The sequence below is a fragment of the Sinomonas flava genome, assembly GCF_039531875.1.
Lineage (GTDB): Bacteria > Actinomycetota > Actinomycetes > Actinomycetales > Micrococcaceae > Sinomonas > Sinomonas flava.
This window is the reverse complement of sequence record NZ_BAAAQW010000004.1, coordinates 1-17,079: the sequence shown is the minus strand read 5'-3', so window position 1 is coordinate 17,079 and position 17,079 is coordinate 1. Positions and strand designations below refer to the sequence as shown.

At 70.9% G+C, this 17,079-nt stretch carries 17 protein-coding genes and 1 riboswitch; of the genes, 10 read left to right on the top strand and 7 right to left on the bottom strand.

Annotation, left to right across the window (positions count from 1 at the left end; all coding sequences use genetic code 11):
* Window position 1 precedes the first annotated feature (1 nt).
* Window positions 2-331 carry a DMT family transporter gene (locus ABD298_RS07660; protein WP_344299089.1) on the bottom strand — a complete coding sequence of 110 codons (330 nt, stop codon included), beginning with the start codon at window positions 329-331 and terminating at the stop codon, window positions 2-4.
* An 11-nt stretch (window positions 332-342) separates the two neighbouring features.
* Window positions 343-407: riboswitch (guanidine-III (ykkC-III) riboswitch) on the bottom strand.
* An 80-nt stretch (window positions 408-487) separates the two neighbouring features.
* Here ABD298_RS07660 and ABD298_RS07655 point away from each other — a divergent pair.
* The 3 genes from ABD298_RS07655 to ABD298_RS07645 all read left to right on the top strand — a co-directional run bounded on the left by ABD298_RS07655 (window position 488) and on the right by ABD298_RS07645 (window position 2,094).
* Window positions 488-889: a YccF domain-containing protein gene (locus ABD298_RS07655; protein ID WP_344299088.1), complete on the top strand. Its 402-nt coding sequence runs from the start codon at window positions 488-490 to the stop codon at window positions 887-889.
* 102 nt (window positions 890-991) lie between these two features.
* Window positions 992-1,579 (top strand): YceI family protein, encoded by a 588-nt coding sequence (locus ABD298_RS07650; RefSeq protein WP_344299087.1) that lies wholly within the window; start codon window positions 992-994, stop codon window positions 1,577-1,579.
* 2 nt (window positions 1,580-1,581) lie between these two features.
* Window positions 1,582-2,094: a 2'-5' RNA ligase family protein gene (locus ABD298_RS07645; RefSeq protein WP_344299086.1), complete on the top strand. Its 513-nt coding sequence runs from the start codon at window positions 1,582-1,584 to the stop codon at window positions 2,092-2,094.
* Here ABD298_RS07645 and ABD298_RS07640 read toward each other — a convergent pair.
* Complete coding sequence (locus ABD298_RS07640) at window positions 2,091-2,978, bottom strand: DUF4031 domain-containing protein (protein ID WP_344299085.1); 888 nt, start codon at window positions 2,976-2,978, stop codon at window positions 2,091-2,093. The genes ABD298_RS07645 and ABD298_RS07640 overlap by 4 nt on opposite strands.
* Before the next feature lie 187 nt (window positions 2,979-3,165).
* On the opposite strand from ABD298_RS07640, the gene ABD298_RS07635 reads away from it, so the two are divergent.
* The 5 genes from ABD298_RS07635 (at window position 3,166) to clpB (ending at window position 10,108) form a co-directional block, all read left to right on the top strand.
* Entirely contained in the window at window positions 3,166-3,699 is a 534-nt protein-coding gene (locus ABD298_RS07635) for a PadR family transcriptional regulator (protein ID WP_344299084.1), read from the top strand.
* A gap of 11 nt (window positions 3,700-3,710) precedes the next feature.
* Window positions 3,711-4,451: an ABC transporter ATP-binding protein gene (locus ABD298_RS07630; RefSeq protein WP_344299083.1), complete on the top strand. Its 741-nt coding sequence runs from the start codon at window positions 3,711-3,713 to the stop codon at window positions 4,449-4,451.
* Between the two features lie 6 nt (window positions 4,452-4,457).
* Window positions 4,458-6,806, top strand: coding sequence for an ABC transporter permease (locus tag ABD298_RS07625; protein WP_344299082.1), 2,349 nt, complete (start codon window positions 4,458-4,460; stop codon window positions 6,804-6,806).
* A 33-nt stretch (window positions 6,807-6,839) separates the two neighbouring features.
* The gene (locus ABD298_RS07620) at window positions 6,840-7,310 is read left to right on the top strand and encodes a DUF6220 domain-containing protein (RefSeq protein WP_344299081.1); all 471 of its coding nucleotides are present in this window, start codon (window positions 6,840-6,842) and stop codon (window positions 7,308-7,310) included.
* 155 nt (window positions 7,311-7,465) lie between these two features.
* Window positions 7,466-10,108: an ATP-dependent chaperone ClpB gene (gene clpB / locus ABD298_RS07615; RefSeq protein ID WP_344299080.1), complete on the top strand. Its 2,643-nt coding sequence runs from the start codon at window positions 7,466-7,468 to the stop codon at window positions 10,106-10,108.
* Between the two features lie 121 nt (window positions 10,109-10,229).
* On the opposite strand, the gene ABD298_RS07610 is transcribed toward clpB, so the two are convergent.
* Window positions 10,230-10,658 carry a septum formation family protein gene (locus ABD298_RS07610; protein WP_344299079.1) on the bottom strand — a complete coding sequence of 143 codons (429 nt, stop codon included), beginning with the start codon at window positions 10,656-10,658 and terminating at the stop codon, window positions 10,230-10,232.
* A 349-nt stretch (window positions 10,659-11,007) separates the two neighbouring features.
* Between ABD298_RS07610 and ABD298_RS07605 the strand changes: the two genes are divergently transcribed.
* Both ABD298_RS07605 and ABD298_RS07600 read left to right on the top strand, forming a co-directional pair.
* On the top strand, window positions 11,008-11,238 hold the full coding sequence (locus ABD298_RS07605; protein ID WP_208710373.1) for a DUF3073 domain-containing protein: 231 nt from the start codon (window positions 11,008-11,010) through the stop codon (window positions 11,236-11,238).
* A gap of 4 nt (window positions 11,239-11,242) precedes the next feature.
* Window positions 11,243-12,199, top strand: coding sequence for an NAD-dependent protein deacetylase (locus ABD298_RS07600; protein WP_344299258.1), 957 nt, complete (start codon window positions 11,243-11,245; stop codon window positions 12,197-12,199).
* Here ABD298_RS07600 and ABD298_RS07595 read toward each other — a convergent pair.
* The 4 genes from ABD298_RS07595 to ABD298_RS07580 all read right to left on the bottom strand — a co-directional run bounded on the left by ABD298_RS07595 (window position 12,196) and on the right by ABD298_RS07580 (window position 16,923).
* Window positions 12,196-13,428: a cytochrome P450 gene (locus ABD298_RS07595; RefSeq protein ID WP_344299078.1), complete on the bottom strand. Its 1,233-nt coding sequence runs from the start codon at window positions 13,426-13,428 to the stop codon at window positions 12,196-12,198. The two genes, ABD298_RS07600 and ABD298_RS07595, sit on opposite strands and share 4 nt — an antisense overlap.
* A gap of 126 nt (window positions 13,429-13,554) precedes the next feature.
* Window positions 13,555-14,772, bottom strand: coding sequence for a phosphoribosylformylglycinamidine cyclo-ligase (gene purM / locus ABD298_RS07590; RefSeq protein ID WP_344299077.1), 1,218 nt, complete (start codon window positions 14,770-14,772; stop codon window positions 13,555-13,557).
* Window positions 14,769-16,400 (bottom strand): amidophosphoribosyltransferase, encoded by a 1,632-nt coding sequence (purF, locus tag ABD298_RS07585; RefSeq protein ID WP_344299076.1) that lies wholly within the window; start codon window positions 16,398-16,400, stop codon window positions 14,769-14,771. The genes purM and purF overlap by 4 nt, the downstream gene beginning before the upstream one ends.
* 79 nt (window positions 16,401-16,479) lie before the next feature.
* On the bottom strand, window positions 16,480-16,923 hold the full coding sequence (locus tag ABD298_RS07580; protein ID WP_344299075.1) for a hypothetical protein: 444 nt from the start codon (window positions 16,921-16,923) through the stop codon (window positions 16,480-16,482).
* Window positions 16,924-17,079: the final 156 nt, after the last annotated feature.

The following is a 17,079-nucleotide window of genomic DNA, read 5'->3' as shown; positions in this document are numbered from 1 at the left end:
GCTAGGACACCGCCTTGAGGCCGGCCACGCACCCGGCGATGCCGAGGAGCAGGAGGACGCGCGCCACCGTCGTGAGCCGGGTGCCCCCGCGCTCGGCGCCGGACGCCATCGCGTAGCCGGCGGTGAGCACGACGCCGACCCCCACCCAGACCGCATAGGCCGTACCGACGGGGATCTCGGCCATCGCGAGCGCGAGGCCGCCCATGCTGCCCGCGAGGGCGGCCACGAAGAGGAGCGTCGGCAGGGGGCGGCGGAAGCCCCGGGACCGTTCGAGCGCTGCGGCCCAGACGGCCTCGAGCGCACCCGAGGCGATGAGGATGATCCATGACATGGCTGGCCCCTTCCGGCCAGTCTTGTCGCGCTCCGGGTACTGGGTTCCCTCGTCCGGGAGGCCGTCGGGCCTCTGCGGCCCACGGTAGCAACTTCCGCGGGTTCGCCGCTTGGCGGCCGCTAGGACGTTTCCGCGGGGTGAGGGCAGACTGGTCCCATGAAGACCCTCCTGAATCTGATCTGGTTCATCTTCGGCGGCTTCGTCCTGGCCCTCGGCTACTACCTCGCCGGCATCGTCTGCTGTGCGCTCATCATCACGATCCCGTGGGGGATCGCGTCGTTCAGGATCGGCTCCTACGCGCTCTGGCCGTTCGGCCGCACCATCGTGGACCGCGGCGGTCGCGTCGGAGCCTTCTCGACCCTGGGCAACGTGATCTGGCTCCTCGTCGCCGGGATCTGGATCGCCATCGGCCACGTCGCCACGGCCATCACCATGGCGATGACCATCGTCGGCATCCCGCTCGCGATCGCCAACCTCAAGCTCATCCCCGTCTCGCTCATGCCGCTCGGGAAGGAGATCGTGCCCACGGACCGCCTGCTGGCAGGCTACGGCCGCTGAACCCTTCGCGGGCCTCATGACTGGACAGGCGGGCCCATCCGTGCAGGGCGTCTTGGAATCCGGCGGAGCAGGGCTATAGGTTTGATCCGATAAGGAGGCACAATGCCCGAACTCGATAGTTCCCTGGCAGGCGAATGGAAGTTCGACCCGGCGCACACGCGGATCGGCTTCTCCACCCGGCACGCGATGGTCACCAAGGTCCGCGGCGCGTTCAACGACGTCGAGGGCACCATCTTCGTCGACGTGGACGAACCCACCAACTCGTCCGTCAAGGTCGTCATCCAGGTGGCCAGCATCGACACCCGCAACGAGCAGCGTGACCAGCACCTGCGCACCAACGACTTCTTCGACGCGCCGCACTATCCCGAGATCACCTTCATCTCCAAGCGCATCGACCAGGTCGAGGACAACAGCTTCATCGTCAACGGTGAGCTCACCATCCGCGGTGTCACCAAGGAGATCGCGGTGCCCATCGAGTTCGTCGGCGTGGAGAAGGACCCGTTCGGCAACCTGCGCGCCGGCTTCGAAGGCTCCCGCCGGATCGACCGCAAGGACTTCGGGGTGAACTGGAACGCGGCGCTGGACTCCGGCGGCGTGCTCGTCTCGGACCGCATCCTGCTCGAGTTCGAGGTCTCGGCGATCAAGACCCCGGCCGACGGCGGCAGCGGCCAGGGCGCCCAGCAGTCCTGACCATGGCTGGGGCGGCTGCTGGCGGGCTCCACCCGTTCGTCGCAGTCGCCTTCGTCGAACCGGCCCCGGTGGGGGAGCGGTTCGGGAAGCGGCACTGGCCCTTGCACGTGACGCTCCTGCGATTCGACATGGCCCCGGAGGCCGCCCGTGAGGCGGTGTCCGGGGCCCTCGGCGTCTTCGAGCCCCCGAGCGTCACCGTGGGGCACGACGCCGACTTCGGCTACCGGGGCAGGGTCCGGGTGAGCCTCGTGGAGCCCGACACCGCGCTGCAGTCCCTGCATGACCGCATCCGGGTGGCCGTCGCGGCGGCCGGCGGGAGGATCCACAGCCCGCAGCACACCGGCGGCGGCTTCCGGCCCCACATCACCGTTCAGGAAAGCCGCCGTGTCGCCCGGGGCGACCGGCTCGTCCTCGGCTCGGTGTCCCTGGTCGACATGGCTCCCGCAGGTGACTCGGACTGGCGGCTGCCGGTCGCCGAGTGGGCCGCCCGGTCCGGCCAGGAGACGGCGGGCTAGGGCCGGAGGCGAGCGAGCTCCGCAGCCATGTTCTCCCGCGCCCGGGCGAGCCACAGCTGCCGAGCTGCGCGCGTGTGGAAGAGCGGATCCAGCCCGAGGAGCTGCTCGAGCACCGCCGCCCGTCCGGCGCGAAACGCCTCCTCGGGCACCACAGAGTACTCCTCGCGCACCCGCGCCGCGTAGCGCCTGTACCCGTGCGGATCCCGGCCCAGCACCTCGAGGTCCGCGTCGCACACGAGCTGCCCCGCGACGTCGTGCGCGTCCGGTGCGTGGGCAGCGGTGAGCCGAACGAGGCGGCCCACCTCGCCGACCTCGGCGTCGCCCAGCCCCGCCGCGCTGAGCCGGTGCTCGGCCAGACGCGCCGAGTCCTCCTCGTCCTGCCCCGGGGGGCCGCCCGCGCTGTACACGGCGTCGTGGAACCACGCGGCGAGCACGACGGCGCGCGGCGGCGCGCCGCCGTCGGCGATCGTCTCGAGGGCGGTCAGGACAGCGAAGAGGTGGGCGCGCGTGTGGTACCGGCGATGGGGCTCGGACCAGCGGTCGAGGAGCTCGCGGCCGAGGTCCTCATGGGCTGGCATGAGCCTCGACCAGCGCTGGCGCAGCGGGCGGTCGAGCGCCTTGGCCCGCTCGCGGGCGGGGACGCGCAGGCCTGAGGCGATGAGCTTCCGGGCGAGGTCCCGCCCGGTGACCTCAAGGGCACCGAGGCCCACGAGCTCGGCGTGGCGGCGCTCGGGGACGTCGTAGTGATCTTCGTCGAAGGCCCGCTCGGGGATGCCGGCCGCCGCGGCGAACCCGTGCAGCTCGGCGAGGGACGTGGTCGAGACGAGGTGCGCGAACACCGTCCCGTGCGCCGGCCAGATGGGGGAGTCGATGAGGATCGCCATGTCATCCAGCATCCCACCGCCGCCGAGGTCACCCCATGTGGCGCCGACGTCACCCGGTGTGGCGCCGAGGTCACCCCGTGTGGCGCCGAGGTCACCCCCCCCGACGCATGGAAAACCCTTGCAGCCCATATGCATACGTCATATGCTTTTGTCGTATGCATAGTATGTTTCGCGGAGGAGGTGCCCGGTGTCCCTGAGATTCGGCGTCCTGGGCCTCATCGCGGACGAGGCGCTCCACGGCTACGAGGTCAAGCAGCGCTTCGAGGACATGCTCGGCGGTACGTGGGATGTCAACATCGGCTCGGTCTACCAGATGCTGCAGCGCCTGGAGCGGGACGGGCTCGTGGAGGCGGTCGGCGAACGCGGGGACCGCGGGCGCCAGGCGTACCGGGCCACGCGCGCGGGTCGGACCGTCGTCGCCGAGTGGCTGAGCGGACCGGACAAGCAGCCCGAGCTGCTTCGGGACGAGGTCTACGTCAAGGTGCTGCTGCTGGCCCGGGCCGAGGACCCGGATACGGAGAGGATCCGGCAGGTCCTCGACACCCAGCGGCGCGCCTACCTCCAGCGGCTGCGCGACCTGGCAGACCAGGAGCGCGCCGCGCGGAATGGCGGCGGGGCGGCAGGCGCCTCGCTGGCCCTGCTGTTCCAGGCAGGACGGCTCCATACTGAAGCCAGCCTGAAATGGCTCGACGCCTGCGCCGAGGAGCTTGCCGGTCTTTAGGGGTGGTTCTCATGACCGCACTTGTCCAGCTTCAGAAGGTGAGCCGCGTCTATGACGGCGGCTCTGAGACGGTGGCGCTCGACGCCGTCGACCTCATCGTCCAGCGCGGCGAGTTCACCGCGATCATGGGCCCGTCGGGGAGCGGGAAGTCGACGCTGCTCAACCTCATCGCAGGCCTCGACCGGCCGACGTCGGGCACCGTCACGGTGGCCGGTGTGGACGTCGGTGCGTCCAGCCAGTCTGCGCTCGCGAAGTTCCGGCGCGTATCCGTCGGCTTCGTGTTCCAGTTCTTCAACCTGCTCGGGACCATGACCGTCGCGGAGAACGTCGCCGTGCCGGCGGAGCTCGCGGGGAAGCCGCGCACCGTTGTGCGGGAACGGGTTGCGAGCGTGCTCGAGGACCTCGGGATCGCGGACCTCGCGCACAAGTATCCCGACAGCCTCAGCGGCGGCCAGAAGCAGCGAGTCTCACTGGGCAGGGCTCTCGTCAACGAGCCGGCACTCCTGCTGGCCGACGAGCCGACGGGCGCCCTCGACAGCCGCTCGGGGCAGCAGGTCATGGACCTTGTCGCGGCGCTGAACGAGCATGGCCAGACAGTCCTCTTCGTGACCCACGACCATCAGCTCGCGACGGCCTACGGGCGGCGCATCGTCACCCTGCGTGACGGCCGGATCGCGGACGACACGATGCTCGACTCCCGCCGCGCCGTCCCCCTCGGGGAACTCATCGGCTGGAACCACGAGGGGCGGTGATCGGCCATGCGCGCAGTGTGGGGCTACGTCTGGGCCGCCGTGCGCCGGCACCGGCTCCAGAGCGTGAGCGTCGCGGTGATCTGCTTCATGGGGATGGCGCTGACCTCGCTGGCCGTCACCGTCTTCCTCCGCAGCACCTCGGCCTGGGAGGACGGGTTCCGTGCTACGAACGGCGCCCATCTCGTGATGACGTTCGACGCCGGTGTGGTCACCCGGGCGCAGGTCGAGGCTACCGCTTCGGTCGCCGGGGTTGAGGCTCTGGGGGAGGTCCAGGAGTCGGTCACGCTGCCTGCGGCACAAGGCGAGCTGCACCGGACCATCCAGATCCTGGGGAGATCCGACGCGGGCGGTGCCGTGGGTAGGCTCAACCTCGTCGACGGACGCTGGCCGAGATCCCCGGACGAGATCGCGGTCAACAAGGTGGTGCTCGACGAGGGCCGCGCGCACTTCGGCATCGGCCAGGATGTCGCGGTCGCGACCGCGGGCGGTCTGCGGCTCTTCCGGGCTGTCGGGCAGGTGGATGACCTCATGGCGTTCGATTCCTTCGGCTCCATCCAGCGCGGTTGGGTCCAGCCCGCAGTCGCGGCCGAACTGGCGGCTCCCGTGGCACGCGGAGATGCCGCACGCCAGTGGCTGGCACCCTACCGCGTGAGCGGGGACGTCAGCGACGCCCGGCTCGTAGCCACCGCAGCTGCCATCGGCGGGAGTCTTCCCTCCGGTGCCGTTGCCAAGGCCCCGCTGTACTGGAGCGTCTCGAAGTCTTCATCCAACTGGGCAACCCAGGCCTTCGGCGCCGTGGTCTACGTCTTCATGGTTGCCGCGCTCCTGACAGTCGTGTTCCTTGTGGCGAGCATCGTCGCGGGATCCGTCCTCGCCACCCGCCGCGACCTGGGCGTGGGCAAGGCCCTTGGCCTGACGCCTGCCCAGGCCGTGGCGGCGGTGATCGGCCAGATGCTCGTCCCTGCCGCGCTCGGGGCTCTTGCCGGCCTGCCGCTCGGGCTCGCCTCGAGCGCTCCCTTCCTCAGCTCGAGCTCCGACACGCTCCGCGTGCCCGTCCCCAGCCCGGTGGACCTTCCCATGGACGTCGGGCTCTATGCTGGCATGCTCGGTCTGGTTGGCCTCGTCGCACTGGGTCCGGCCGTCCGCGCCGCTGGGGTTCCCGCCGTGGTCGCCTTGCGGGATGGCCCGGGGTGGGGCGGCCATCCCTCGAGGCTCGCGGCCGCCGTCGACCGCCTCGGGCTGCCGCGGGCGGTGCGGCTGGGGATGGTCGACGTAGCCAGACGGCCCGTTCGCTCGCTGCTGACCCTCGGTGCGGTGGCTGTCGGCCTGGCCGTTCTGACGCTCGCGCTCACGTTTGCCCCTGCGGCTGCCTCGCTCGCCGCCGACCGCGCGAGTTGGGGCGGGGCGCAGGACTTCGACGTGGTCCGCGCCCCGCAGGCGACCGACGCGGAGGTGGGCGCTGCGCTTGCTGCGCGACCCGAGATTGCCTCCACCCTCCAGTCTGCGACGGCTCAGCTTGCCGTCCGCGGCCGAGCCCAGTCCATTCCTCTCACGGGAATGAGGGGGGATGCTCCCGCCTTTGGATATCGGGCGCTACGCGGCCACTGGTTCGCGGGACCCGACGAGGCAGTGATTGCAGGCGGTACCGCCAAGGACTTGGACCTGCGGGTGGGCGACACGGTGTCCGGGACTGTGGCAGGGCGGCCCTTCTCGGCGCGCGTGTCCGGGATCATGAACGACATTGCGGGCGGCGGCCTCGGGGTTCGGGTGCCTTGGTCAGCGTTCGAGTCGATCGTGCCGGGCGCCCAGCCGAATCAGTACCAGGTCAGGCTCGGCGACGCGGCGGACGCCAAGCGCGTCATTGCCGCACTCAATGAGGACGACGGCGCGCTCCTGCAGGCCAGGCCCGTCATCTGGGGCGGCTACGCCGACGGGTTCCTCGGCATCCTCAACTCTCTGGTGGGCGGCCTCGCGACGGCGATCATCGTGCTGGCCGCGGCGGGCGTCTTCAACGTCGCGTTCCTTGCCGTGATGGAGCGGCGACGCGAGCACGCGATCCTCAAAGCGGTCGGCATGTCCGCCCGGCAGTTCGTCGCGATGGTCTTCTCGTTCGGCCTCTTCCTGACGGTCTGCGCAGCGCTCATTGGGATCCCCCTGGGCCTGTGGTTCGAGGACTACCTCCTGAACGCCGTCATGGGGTCGCAGTGGGGCTTCGAGCTTCCTCAGGGGAGCCTCAGCCCGCTCACGGGGCTGGCGATCGTCGCCGGCGCCCTCGCCGTCGCCCTCCTCGGCACGGCCATTCCGGCGCGGCGCGCGCTTCGGGTGCCGGCCGCCGTCGTCCTCCACTCCGAATAGCCCGGCCAGCCGGGCACTCTTCAAGGAATCATCATGCGCAAGGCCTTCCTTGTTGTCGCCGCACTCATGGCGGCGGACGTCATCGCACAGCTGTACCTCGCCGGAGTCGGCGCCTTCAATGTCGGCGGCCGTGGCGACGGTCTTGAGGACGGTTTCGCCGTCCACGCCATGAACGGCCGGGTCGTCATGCCCGCGCTCGCTCTGGCACTGATCCTCTTCGCTGCCCTGGCGCGGGCCGGCAGGGGGACGATCTGGCTGGCAATCGTGATCCTGCTCTTCGTGGCCTTCGTCCAGGCCTTCGCGATTCTGATCCCGCTCATGCTCACGGGGTCCACCATCGACCGGATGTCCGTGGGTGCGGTCTGGGCCGCAGCCGTCCATCCGATCACGGGGCTGGCGCTCATCGCCATCAGCATCGTGGTCCTCGTGCGGGCCTATCGCCTCGTGCGGCGTGGAGGGCTCCGCGAGGTGGCGCGTCCCACGCAGGCGGCGCGTGCGTCCTGACCTGTCGCCCGCGTCCGTTCCCAGCAGGACGCGGGCGGCTCCCTTCCCAGCTTGGTCCTGAAACTTGAGCACGATACACTCAAGTTAGATGCGTTGACCTAAGTGAGGTCGGCGCGGTTGGATGGGTCCGGAAGCTGCGTGGAAGGGAGCTCGTTTTGGACGTCAAATTCACCACCAAGAGCCAGGAGGCGCTCTCTGCTGCGGCCATGAACGCCTCGACGGCGGGCAACCCGCAGGTCGAGCCCCCGCACCTGCTCAAGGCGCTCATGGACCAGCGGGAGGGTGTCGCCGTCGCACTCCTGCGCGCCACCGGCGCCGACCCCGACGCGGTGAGCGTCGCCGCGAGCACGGCCATCAAGGCGATGCCGTCCAGCTCGGGCAGCACCGTGGCCCAGGCGCAGCTCAGCCGCCAGGGGCTCCAGGTCATCCAAGCGGCGCAGCAGCAGGCCGAGCAGCTGGGGGACACCTACGTCTCGACCGAGCACCTCCTGCTCGGCCTCGCGTCCGACGGCGGGGCAGCCGGCAAGGCGCTCCGCGACGCCGGGGCCTCCCGTGAGGCACTCAGCGCCGCCCTGCCCGGCGTGCGCGGGGACCGTAAGGTCGACTCCCCTGATCCCGAGAACACGTTCCAGTCGCTCGAGAAGTACGGCACCGATCTGACCGCCGTCGCACGCTCCGGCAAGCTCGACCCGGTGATCGGACGCGACTCCGAGATCCGGCGCGTCATCCAGGTCCTCTCCCGCCGCACCAAGAACAACCCGGTGCTCATCGGCGAGCCCGGCGTCGGCAAGACCGCCGTCGTCGAGGGCCTCGCCCAGCGCATCGTCGCCGGCGACGTCCCGGAGAGCCTGCGCGGCAAGACGCTGATCTCCCTGGACCTCGGCTCGATGGTGGCGGGCGCGAAGTACCGCGGCGAGTTCGAGGAGCGGCTCAAGGCCGTGCTCGAGGAGATCAAGGCTTCCGAGGGCCAGATCGTGACGTTCATCGACGAGATCCACACCGTGGTCGGCGCGGGCGCCACCGGTGACTCCTCGATGGACGCCGGCAACATGCTCAAGCCCATGCTGGCCCGCGGGGAGCTGCGCCTCATCGGCGCGACCACCCTCGACGAGTACCGCGAGAACATCGAGAAGGACGCCGCCCTCGAGCGCCGATTCCAGCAGGTGTTCGTGGGCGAGCCGAGCGTGGACGACACCATCGCGATCCTCCGCGGCCTCAAGGAGCGCTACGAGGCCCACCACAAGGTCGCGATCGCGGACTCGGCGCTCGTCGCCGCCGCGACCCTGTCCAACCGCTACATCTCCGGGCGCCAGCTGCCCGACAAGGCCATCGACCTCGTCGACGAGGCCGCGTCCCGTCTGCGCATGGAGATCGACTCGGCGCCGGAGGAGATCGACCAGCTGCGCCGCGCCGTCGACCGCCTCACCATGGAGGAGCTGGCGCTCGAGGGCGAGACCGACGCCGCGAGCGTCGAGCGGCTCGCGGCCCTGCGCGAGGACATGGCGGAGAAGAAGGAGCAGCTCGCCGCGCTCAACGCGCGCTGGGAGTCCGAGAAGGCCGGGCTCAACCGGGTCGGCGAGCTCAAGGCCAAGCTCGACGAGCTCCGCTCGCTCGCGGACAAGGCGCAGCGCGAGGGCGACCTCGGGGAAGCCTCACGGATCCTCTACGGCGAGATCCCGACCCTCGAACGCGAGCTCACGGCCGCGGCCGAGGCCGAGGCGGCCAAGGAGCAGGCAGGCGGCGGCTCGAAGATGGTTGCCGAGGAGGTCACGGCGGACGACATCGCCGAGGTCATCTCGGCGTGGACCGGCATCCCGGCCGGCCGCATGCTCCAGGGCGAGAGCCAGAAGCTCCTGCATATGGAGGAGGAGCTCGGCAAGCGCCTCATCGGCCAGTCCAAGGCCGTCGCCGCCGTCTCCGACGCGGTCCGCCGCGCCCGGGCCGGCATCAGCGACCCCAACCGGCCCACCGGCTCGTTCCTGTTCCTCGGCCCTACCGGCGTGGGCAAGACCGAGCTCGCCAAGGCGCTCGCGGACTTCCTGTTCGACGACGAGCGCGCCATGGTGCGGATCGACATGAGCGAGTACTCGGAGAAGCACGCCGTGGCACGCCTCGTCGGTGCCCCTCCGGGATACGTCGGGTACGAGGAGGGCGGCCAGCTCACCGAGGCCGTGCGGCGCCGGCCCTACTCCGTGATCCTGCTCGACGAGGTCGAGAAGGCCCACCCCGAGGTGTTCGACATCCTCCTGCAGGTGCTCGACGACGGCCGCCTCACCGATGGGCAGGGCCGCACGGTCGACTTCCGCAACGTGATCCTCGTGCTGACCTCCAACCTCGGCAGCCAGTACCTCGTGGACCAGACGCTGGGCGAGCAGGCCAAGCGGGATCTCGTGATGAGCGTGGTGAACTCCTCGTTCAAGCCGGAGTTCCTGAACCGGCTCGACGAGGTCATCATGTTCGACGCACTCTCCGTGGACGAGCTCGCCCGGATCGTCGAGCTGCAGGTCGACTCGCTCCAAGCGCGGCTCCAGGAACGCAGGCTCACGCTCGAGGTCACGGACGGCGCGCGGGCCTGGCTCGCGATGTCCGGCTACGACCCCGCGTACGGCGCCCGGCCGCTCCGCCGGCTGGTCCAGCGCGAGATCGGCGACCGGCTGGCCCGCGAGCTCCTCGCCGGAGACGTCGGTGACGGCGACACGGTGGTGGTGGACGTCGCGGACGTCGACGTGGACCTCAAGGACCTCAGCGGTGCCACGAGCGGCCTGAGCGTCCGGCGCAAGGAGCCTGCCGAGCGGTAGCAGCCGCTCCGGCAGGCGCCGGCCGGGGCGGCAGGCGCGGTGCGGCGTCGTGCGCACGACGGCGGCAGACGGCATCCGCTGGGATGCCGCCCACCGCCGCGCTCACCCCGCAGCCGGTGCGTCAGGGCAGCAGCGAGGCCGTGAGCGTGTTGCCGTCGGTGCTCTCGACGTAGCAGTCGATGCGGCGGTCGCCGCTGCCCCAGCCCTCCTGGGTGGGGTAGGTGTACCGCTTCTTGAGCTTGCTCGAGTCGGACGGGAGCTTGAGGGAAACCTTGTCGCAGAGGTCCTTCGCGCGGCCCTCGAGGGCGTCCCGGCCGGGATACGCATCCTCCGCGGCGGCGGTGGTCTGGTCCACGAGCTGCGCCGAGTGCGGCTCGGAGCAGTCCACGCGCCGGTTCGAGTCCGCCGTCGGGTTGAAGTCGGCGAAGCAGTTGCCCTTGGTGTAGGACGCCGCCTTGACGTCGTTCTGCGCGCTGCCGCCGCCGACCAGCGCCGAGATGCCCCAGATCCCCAGGCCCACGATCACGAGGCCCACCACCGCGGCGAGCACGATGATCAGCCTGCGCCGGGAATCGGGCTGGCGTCTGCGCTGCTGATCCCGGCGTCCCGGATTGGGAGCCCCGGTGACGGGTAGTGCGCCCGTACGTGGGGGACGGTCGGGACGGGGCGGAGGCGGCGGAAAGGACCCGTTCGGTGGGCCGCCAGAGCCGTTGTGGCTGCTCATGCGCAGGGCTCACTTCCTTCTCGTTCGCACGGCACGTGGCACACGCCGCACGAATACGCAGTCGGCGGGAATTACATGTAGTCTAGACCTACGACAAATTGATCAATGACTCCGGGGCCTCGCGAGCGTGCCTTCGCGACAACTTCCGGGACGAGGCAAAAGAGGGGGTCACGCCATGGGGCGCGGCCGTCAAAAGGCTAAGGCAACTAAGCAGGCTCGGGACATCAAGTACTACAGCCCGACCACTGACTACGCGGCACTCGAGCGCGAACTCGGCTCGCAGGCCAGCCACTCTTCCCATCGGTACGCCGACGACTCCGAGCCCGACTACTCGGAGTACGAGGACAAGTACGGCGATCAGTTTGCCGACGAGGACGAGGACGAGGATTCCCGCCGGATCGGCTGAGCCACTGGACCCCTTCGAACACCCCGCCATCGCCGGGGCCCACGCTGCGGCCCTGCGCTCGATCGCACGCGAGGTGACGGAAACCGTCGGACCCCAGACGCCTGCCGTCGCACGCGACGGCATCCTTGGCCTGCTGCGGGCCGGTGGCGTCCTGGTCCTCACGGGTGCGGGAGTATCCACGGCGTCAGGCATCCCCGACTACCGGGGCCCGCAGGGCTCGTGGCGCAAGCACCGGCCCATGACGTACCAGGAGTTCCGCCACGACCCCGCGGCGCGCCACCGGTACTGGGCGCGCAGCTACATCGGCTGGCGGCACCTGAACCGTGCCGAGCCGAACCGCGCGCACCGGGCCCTCGCCGCGTTCGAGAGGGCGGGGCGGGTGGCCGGCGTCGTGACCCAGAACGTCGACGGCCTGCATGCCGCCGCCGGCACGCGGAACCTGGTCACGCTCCACGGTGACCTGGACAAGGTCATGTGCCTCAACTGCGGCGCGGTCGAGGGCCGCTCCAACCTGGACGAGCGCCTCGCCCAGGCGAACCCCGGCTACGCGGAAGCCGTCGCGCACGACCCCTCCACCGTCAACCCCGACGGCGACATCGAGCTGGACGGGCGCTGGGTCGAGCGCTTCCACATGGTGGGCTGCCTCGTGTGCGGCTCGGTCGAGCTCAAGCCGGACGTGGTGTACTTCGGCGAGAGCGTCCCCGCCGAGCGCAAGGACCGGGCGACGGCGATGCTCGCCGGGGCGCGGAGCCTCCTCGTGCTCGGCTCGTCGCTCGCGGTGATGAGCGGCTTCAGGTTCGTCCTGGATGCGGGGCGCGCAGGGAAGCCGGTCGGGATCGTCAACCAGGGCCCCACACGCGGAGACTCCCGGGCCCACTGGCGCTGGCGCACCGATGTCGGCGAGGCGCTCGAGGAGCTCAGCTCGGAACTCGGATCCCCGCGGCCCGAGGGGACGCGCTAGCCCAGCCGCAGGGGCAGCGACGTCCATCCGCTGCCCGGGTAGGTGGCGCGCTGGGGTGCCTCGTCTCCCCGCTCGATGGACGCCGTCGCAGCCAGGAGCTCATCCATCACGATCCTCAGCTCGAGCCGGGCCAGCGGCGCGCCCGGGCAGGCGTGGACGCCGTCCCCGTAGAGCAGGTTGTCGGCCGGATTGCGGTCGAGCCTGAACTCGTCGGGGTCGCCGAACACGCGCTCGTCCCGGTTCGCGGAGGCCCACAGCACGATCACCCGCTCACCCGCGGCGATCGCCCGGTCGCCGATCGTCACCGGCGCCGTGGTGCGGCGGCGGTTCGCGATGAGTGGTGCGTGGATGCGGAGGATCTCGTCGCTGGCCCGGGCGAGCAGCTCGCCGTCGTGCCTCTGTGCGCGGAGGGTGGCCTGCACGTCCGGGTTGCGGGCGAGGAAGTCCGCGATGATCCCGACGCTCGCCGCGATCGTGCCGAGTTCGCCGACGGTCCAGTTCCGGACGATCGAGACGATCTCCTCGTCGCTGAGCCGCCGGCCGTCCACCCGCTCGCCGAGCAGCTCGGTCGTGGTGTCGCCGGGGGCGAGGTCGCCGGCGGAGCGCCGCAGGTCGAGCTGTTCGCGGATGTAGGAGTCGAACTCTAAGGCCACCGCAGACATCGCGGCACGGTCCATGGCCAGGGTCGCCGCGTGGTTCTTGCGCGTCCACGCGCGCAGGGGCTCGTGCAGCGTCGCGGGCCAGCCCATGAACGCGCACTGGACCTCGTTCGCGAAGGGCTCCGCGAACGCGGACATGAGGTCGACGTCGCCGGGCACGGGCAGGGCCGCCGCGAGCCGCTGGGCGATCGCTCGGCATTCGGGCTCGAACGCCGCCATGCGGTCCGGGGTGTAGTACCTGTCCACGATGGCGCGGAAAGGCCCGTGCTGCGGCGGGTCCATGCCGTTGGGGACGGAGAGGTGCGCCGAGACCGCGTTGGAGAAGGTGCCGGGGTCGGCGAGGATGCGCTTCGTGTCGGCGTGCCCGAACACCGCCCAGTTGCCCTGGGCGCCCAGTGCGACCGGGCACTTCGCCCGCATCGCGTCGTAGGCCGCGATCTGGTCCGACTGGACCTCCGGGCTGCGGGGGTCCCAGTCGAACGCGGGGGCCGGGCTGTGGGCCGTCTCGGTCACGCTCTCGGTCGCCGTCTCCGTCGCGGCCTCGGGCCGGGCGTTCTCCTCCATGTCCATGGCACCACCGTGCCAGACTCCCCGTTCCGGGTACAGGTACAGCGCGCCAGAGGCGTTCCGGGTACGAGGACTCGTACCCGGAACGCCTCTGGAGTGGATGAGCTGTACCCGAAACGGGGGGGCGGGTCAGGCGTAGGCGTTGACGAGGCGCACGGCCCCGCCGTCGACTCCCTTGGCGCCCTGCACGTAGTCCGGGTCGCCCGCGGCAGCCGAGCCCGCGGCGTCGTCCGCGCCCACCTGGCCCATGACCCAGGCGGACAGGCCGCGGTCCGCGAGCCGGGTGAGGGCGGCGTCGGCGGCCTCGGGGGCCACGATCGCGACCATGCCGACACCGAGGTTGAGCGTGCGCTCGAGGTCCGCCTGCGGGACCCCGCCGAGCTCGGCGACGAGCTTGAACACGGCCGGGAGCTCCCAGGTCGAGCGGTCCACCGTGGCCAGGAGGCCCTGCGGGAGGACTCGGGCGAGGTTCGCGGCGAGGCCGCCGCCGGTGACGTGCGAGAACCCGCGGAGGGCCAGCTCGGCGCCTCCAGCCGGGCCGTTGAGCTCGCGGACGAGGTCGAGGCAGTCCGCGGCGTAGACGCGGGTCGGTTCGAGGAGTTCCTCGCCGAGGGTCCTGCCGAGCTCGGACACCTGCCGGTCGAGTGCCCAGCCGGCGTGGTTGATCACGCGGCGCACGAGCGAGTAGCCGTTGGAGTGGATGCCGGAGGAGGCCATGCCGATCACGACGTCGCCGGCACGGACTCGGTCTGGGCCCAGCAGCGCGTCCGCCTCGACGAGGCCGGTTGCCGCGCCCGCTACGTCGTACTCGTGCTCCCCGAGGAGGCCGGGGTGCTCGGCGGTCTCGCCGCCCACGAGCGCGGTCCCGGCCACGGAGCAGGCGGCCGCGATCCCGCGCACGATGTCGGCGATCCGCTCCGGGACCACCTTGCCGCACGCGATGTAGTCCGTCATGTACAGCGGCTCGGCGCCGACCACGACGATGTCGTCCACGACCATGCCCACGAGGTCGAAGCCGATCGTGTCGTGCACGTCCATGGCCTGCGCGATCGCGACCTTCGTGCCGACCCCGTCGGTCGAGGTGGCCAGCAGCGGCCGCCGGTACGTCAGCAGGCGCGAGACGTCGAAGAGCCCTGCGAAGCCGCCGACGCCGCCCAGCACCGAGTCGTTGTGGGTCGCCTTGACCGCGTCCTTCATGAGCTCGACGGCGCGGTCACCCGCCTCGACGTCGACTCCAGCGCCAGCGTAGGTGATCACAGTGTCGGTGACCGCGGGGCGCGCGACGCCCGACGGCGACGCGCTGGCAGTGCCGGGGGACGTGGACTGCTCGGGGGTGCTGGCGCTCATACGGTCTCTTTCCTGTCGGCCTCGGTCAGCAGGGGTTCGAATTCCGAGTCGGGGCCGGGGTCGCAGCCGGTCGAGCCGGGGTGGCCGCCGTCCTCGGTGTCGGCCACCGGCACCGGAACGGTGTCGCCGTCGGGCTCCACGGTCCGGGCGATGCCCTGGGCGGGGTCCCGCCGCTCGAGGAGGTTCTTGCCGAGCTTGTCCGCGCTCGGCAGCTCGATCGGGTAGGTGCCGGTGAAGCACGCGGTGCAGAGGCGCTCGCGCGGCTGCATGGTCGCGGTGATCATGCCGTCCTCGGAGATGTAGCCGAGGGAGTCGGCGCCGATGGCCTGGGAGATCTCCTCGATGCTCGCACCGTTGGCGATGAGCTCTGCGCGCGAGGCGAAGTCGATGCCGTAGAAGCAGGGCCACTTCACCGGCGGCGAGGAGATCTTGACGTGGACCTCCTTGGCCCCGGCCTCGCGCAGCATCCGCACGATCGCGCGCTGGGTGTTGCCGCGCACGATGGAGTCGTCCACGACCACCACGCGCTTGCCACGGATCACGGACTCGAGCGCGTTGAGCTTGAGGCGGATTCCGAGCTGGCGCAGCGTCTGCGAGGGCTGGATGAAGGTGCGGCCCACGTAGGCGTTCTTGACGAAGCCGTGGGCGAACGGAATCCCCGACTCCTCGGCGTAGCCGACGGCGGCGGGCGTTCCCGACTCCGGAACGGGGATGACGATGTCGGCCTCGTGGGTGTTCTCGCGGGCCAGCTGGCGGCCCATCTCCACGCGGGACTCGTAGACGGAGCGGCCGTTGATCGCCGCGTCCGGGCGCGCGAGGTACACGTACTCGAAGACGCAGCCGGCCGGCGTCGGCTGGGCGAAACGCTGGGTGCGGACCCCGTCCTCGTCGATGGCGATGAACTCGCCCGGCTCGACCTCGCGGATGAAGCTAGCGCCCACGGTTGCCAGCGCCGACTGCTCGGAGGCCACGACCCACCCGCGCTCGAGGCGGCCGAGGCACAGAGGCCGGATGCCGTAGGCGTCGCGGGCAGCGTAGAGGGTGCCCTCGTCCATGAACACGAAGCAGAACCCGCCGCGGATCTTGGGCAGCAGCTCCATCGCTGTCTCCTCGAGCGTCTCGCCCTTCCGGCCGCCGAGGAGCGCCGTGACCAGTGCGGTGTCCGAGGTGTTGCCCTGCTTCATCTCGCCCGTGAGCTCGCCGCCCGTGAGCTCCTCGATCATGTCCCGCAGCTGCGCGGTGTTGGTGAGGTTGCCGTTGTGTGCGAGGGCGACGGTGCCGTTCGCGGTGGCGCCGAGCGTCGGCTGGGCGTTGGCCCAGTGGCTCGCGCCGGTGGTCGAGTAGCGGCAATGGCCGACGGCGATGTGCCCGGTCAGCGTGTTGAGCGTCGACTCGTCGAAGACCTGGGACACGAGGCCCATGTCCTTGTACACGTTGATGCGCGTGCCGTCGCTCGTCGCGATGCCCGCGGACTCCTGTCCGCGGTGCTGGAGCGCATAGAGGCCGTAGTAGGTGAGCTTGGCGACTTCTTCGCCGGGTGCCCACACACCGAAGACGCCGCAGGCGTCCTTCGGGCCTTTGTCGAGGGGATCTAAGTCGAGGGAGAGGAGTCCGTCACCGCGTACCACTGGTCGATTGTCTCATGGCACGGGGGCGTTGCCCGGCGTGTGTCATCCACGCCACACGGCCGTGGTGGGAGGGGCTGGCTCAGCGCACGTCGCGTTCTGTGCCGTCGCGGTTGCCGTCGCCTTCGGCGCCCGTTCCGTCGGCGCCCGTTCCGTCGGCGGACGACGGCGCGCCGCCGCCGTCGTGCGTCGGCTCGCCCTCGGCGGCGGCGTGAGTGGTGTCGTCGGTGGGAGCGGGTGCGGCGGCGGCCGGCTGGTCGTCGTCGACCTCCTCGACGACGGCGCGCTCGGTGCGCCGCACGCTGAGGCGGTCGAGGACGAGCGCGACGATCGCGCCCACCAGGACGCCTCCGGCCGCGAAGAGGACCATGAAGTACCCGAACACCGACTCCTGGGTGTAGTCCGCCGGCGCCGGGACCGTGAAGGAGACGAACGCGGCCGCGACCACTCCGACGATCCCGCCCGCCAGGAGGAAGGGGACGTACTTCGGGGCACGGCGGACGCTGATCTGGCGCTGGGTGGGCATGGGACAAGCGTACCGGGCGCCCGCCGGGGCGCTGAGCCGGCGCCAGGGACCCCGCAACGGGTGGGACGGGACCCCGCAACGGGTGGGACGGGACCCCGCAATGCACTGCTCCCCGGAAGTTGGACCGTGATATTCGGTTCCGTCTTCTGGGGAGCA